The sequence below is a fragment of the Sandarakinorhabdus sp. genome, from assembly GCF_041689835.1.
Lineage (GTDB): Bacteria > Pseudomonadota > Alphaproteobacteria > Sphingomonadales > Sphingomonadaceae > Sandarakinorhabdus.
On record NZ_JBDNFM010000090.1, the window covers coordinates 1 to 3,666 of the forward strand.

At 67.3% G+C, this 3,666-nt stretch carries 3 protein-coding genes; all 3 read left to right on the forward strand.

Annotation, left to right across the window (positions count from 1 at the left end):
- Nucleotides 1–1,388, forward strand: a 1,388-nt coding sequence (locus ACESL8_RS04495) for an FtsX-like permease family protein (RefSeq protein WP_372916396.1), incomplete at its 5' end; no start/stop codon positions are given.
- The gene (locus ACESL8_RS04500) at nt 1,388–2,461 is read left to right on the forward strand and encodes a lipocalin-like domain-containing protein (protein ID WP_372916398.1); all 1,074 of its coding nucleotides are present in this window, start codon (nt 1,388–1,390) and stop codon (nt 2,459–2,461) included. The genes ACESL8_RS04495 and ACESL8_RS04500, both read left to right, overlap by 1 nt.
- Nucleotides 2,462–2,530: 69 nt before the next feature.
- On the forward strand, nt 2,531–3,666 hold a 1,136-nt coding region (locus tag ACESL8_RS04505), incomplete at its 3' end, for a Coenzyme F420 hydrogenase/dehydrogenase, beta subunit C-terminal domain (RefSeq protein WP_372916400.1).

Consider the following 3,666-nt stretch of genomic DNA (forward strand, 5'->3'; position numbering starts at 1 on the left):
CCGCCGCGCGCGCGCCGCCGGCGCAGGCGCTCAAAGGGCTGGGTGACACCCCCGATCCGGCGCGCAGCCCGCGCGCTTGGCCGGCGCTGGCGTTGCTGGGCGCGGGCGGGCTGGCCGCCTTGGGCCCGCCGATCATGGGCTTGCCGCTGCTGGGTTATGCGGCGATGGCGCTGCTGTTGGCGGGCGGCGTGGCATTGATGCCGGCGCTGGCGCGGCTGGCGCTGGCGCCGTTTGCGGCGTGGGGCAGTGCGTGGTTGCCGGCGGATTTGGCGGTTCGGCGGCTGTGGGGCGTGCCGCAGGCGGCGGGGCTGGCGCTGTCGGGCATTGTCGCTTCGACGGCGCTGATGGTGGCGATGGCAGTGATGGTCGCCAGTTTCCGCCACAGCGTCGATGAATGGCTGGTGGCGGTGCTGCCGGCGGATTTGTATCTGCACCTCGAAGGGGCAGAAGCCGGCGGGCTGCGGCCGGCCGATCAGTCGCGGTTGGCGGCAGTGCCCGGCGTGGCGCAAGTGCGATTTCAGCGCGTGCTGCCGGTGCGGGTCGATCCGGCGCGGCCAGCGGTGGCGCTGTTGGCGCAGGCGGGGCCGAGCAGCGTGCTGCTGACCCACACGACGGAGGCGGCAGTGCCGGCTGGAACCGCACGCGCCTTGATTTCCGAACCGATGGCCTGGCTGTACGGGTGGCAACTGGGCGAAGTGCACACGCTGGTGATTGGCGGGGTGCCGCGCCGGCTGTTTGTGGCCGGGATCTGGCGCGATTATGCCCGGCAATGGGGCGGCGTAGTAATAACATTGGCGGATTATCAGCGCTTTACCGGTGATGCCACCGCCACCGAAGCGACATTCGATTTGCTGCCTGGCGCCCGCCCACAGGCCGTGCAGGATGGCCTGTATGACGCGCTGCCGCCGGCCGTGCAGGGCCAGGCGCAATTTGGCCGCCCGGCAGAAATGCGGCGGGTGGCACTGATCATTTTCGATCGCAGCTTTGCGGTTACCTATGCGCTGGAGGCGATTGCCATCATCATCGGGCTGGTTGGGGTGGCGACAAGTTTTTCGGCGCAAGTGCTTGCGCGGATGCGGGAATTCGGCATGTTGCGCCATGTTGGCGTCGGGCGCAGGCAGATATTGGCCATGTTGGGGCTGGAAGGCGCCGGGCTGGGGCTGATCGGTGCGCTGGCCGGCCTGTCGCTGGGGCTGGTGATGGCGTTGGTGCTGGTGCGCGTGGTCAATCCGCAAAGTTTTCACTGGACGATGGATCTGGCGCTGCCGTGGCCGCTGCTGGTGGGGCTGGTGGCGGCGCTGGTGGCGTGTGCGGGCGGCACGGCGGTGGTGGCCGGGCGGCGGGCGCTGGGCAAGCAAGCGCTGCTGGCCGTGCGGGCGGATTGGTGATGCGCCCCCCGATCAAACAGGCGCTGTATTTGTTGCTCGTGCTGCCGCTGCTGCTGGCGGTGACGTTCGCGCCGGTGCGGCCGGGCGCGGTGATGCGGTTTCCAGCCGATCACGGCGATCATCCGGCGTTTCGCACCGAATGGTGGTATGTCACGGGTTGGCTGGACACGCCGGCGGGCAAGCGCGGTTTCCAGATCACGTTTTTCCGCACCAAGCCTGACCTTGGGCCCGATATCATGACGGACAATCCTTCGGCGTTCGTGCCGCATCAGGTGATTTTTGCTCACGCGGCGCTGGCCGATCCGGCGCATGGCCGGCTGCGCCACGCAGCGCGCATCGCGCGGGCCGGATTTGGTTTGGCGGGGGCGAAGCTGGGCGACATGGATGTGATGGTGGACGGCTGGCGCCTGTACCGCGCCGCCGATGGCCGGCTGCATGCCAAGATTTCGGGCGATGGATTTGCCTTCGATCTGGCTTTCACGCCAACGCAGTCGGTGATTTTGCAGGGCGACGCCGGCTTCAGCCGCAAGGGGCCGGGCGCGGGCGAGGCCAGCCACTATTACAGTTGGCCGCACCTGAAGGTATCGGGCCGCTTGATCGAAAAGGGCCGCGCGGTGCCGGTGACCGGCCAGGCCTGGCTGGACCGGGAATGGTCGTCCACCTTGCTGAATCCCAAGGCGGTGGGCTGGGATTGGCTGGGGCTGAACATGGATGATGGTAGCGCGGTTACGCTGTTTCGCGTGCGTGATGCCAAGGGCAACAGCGTGTGGGCCGGCGGCAGCCACCGCAGCAAGGCAGGCGTGCTGACCGTGCTGAAGCCTGCCGATGTGCGCTGGCAGGCCGGCGGTTGGTGGCAATCGCCGCGCAGCAAGGCGCGTTGGCCGGTGCGGCCCACGGCGGCGTTGAAGGTGGCGGGCATTTGGCGTGAATTGCCGGTGGCGCCGATGATGGCGGATCAGGAACTGGACAGCCGGATGAGCGGCGGGCCGGTGTATTGGGAAGGCGCCGTGACGGTGCCGGGTGGGCGCGGTTATCTGGAACTCACCGGCTATGCAGCGCCCCTCAAGATGTAATGTTGCGGATGGGGGCGGCGAAGCGCTAACAGCAGCGTCAAGCAGGGGTGCATTGATCGGGGTCGCGTTTTGTCTGAACCAGTTCCAGGGGTGATTGCGCCCGAATTCGCAGCCGCCGCGCCGCGCGGCCTGTGCACCGATTGCGGCGTGTCGCGCACGGCCACGCCAAATGATTGCGGCACCGCCTGCCAGTTCATCAAGCCGGATTATGCCGTGATGGAAGCCGCCGTGCATGGCCGCGCCCGCGACGAAACCCGGCCAGACGAGCTGTTTTTCGGGCCGTTCCAGCGCATGGCCAAGGCGCGGCTGAAGCGGCCGAGCGAAGGCGCGCAGTGGACCGGCATCACCAGCCGGCTGGGCGAGCGCTTGCTGGAAACCGGCGCGGTGGAGGCGGTGTTGGCCATGGCGCCCGACCCTGACGACAAGTGGAAACCGCGCCCGGTGATGGTGACCAATGCCGCAGCCATGGCCCACGTGCGCGGCATGCGGATGGGCTATGCGCCGCTGCTGGCGTTGCTGGAGCCGGCGCGGGCTGCCGGCTACAAACGCATCGGCATCATCGGTATTCCCTGCCAGATCCACGCGCTGCGGCGGCTGGAGGCCAAGCTGGGCTTTGAGCGGATTTACGTGATCGGCACGCCGTGCAGCGACAATACGACCACCGAGAATTTCCACGAATTTCTCAGCCTGCTGTCGGACAATCCGGACAGCATCACCTATCTGGAATTTCGCGCCGATTATCATGTAGAACTGCGCTTTGCCGATGGCAGCCAGCGCGCCGTGCCGTTTCTGATGCTGCCATTGTCTGATTTGCGGCCGGATTTTTTCCCGCTCACCTGCCGGACCTGCGTGGATTACACCAACAGCCTCGCTGATATCACCGTGGGCTATATGGGCGGCACCGGGGAGCAGTGGCTGCTGATCCGCAACGATCGCGGCGCGGAACTACTGGGGCTGTTGGGGGACGAGGTGGCGCTGTCGGAGCCGGACGACAATGGCAAACCGGATGGCAGCAAGCGCGCCGGGCCAGTGAAGGGCTTCATGGCGAACACCGAGCGCGCAGCGGGCGGGTTGCCGCTGCGGCGCATGCCGAAATGGGTGCGGCCGATCGTGGGCAAGTTGATGCCGCTGGTGGGACCCAAGGGCCTGGAATTCGCGCGCACCAGGCTGGAGATGAAGGCTATCGAGACGATCCTGCATCTACG

What these genes read in the sequence shown, in the direction of transcription:
- ACESL8_RS04500 (WP_372916398.1), top strand. Translation starts at nt 1,388, where the DNA reads ATGCGCCCCCCGATCAAACAGGCGCTGTATTTGTTGCTCGTGCTGCCG.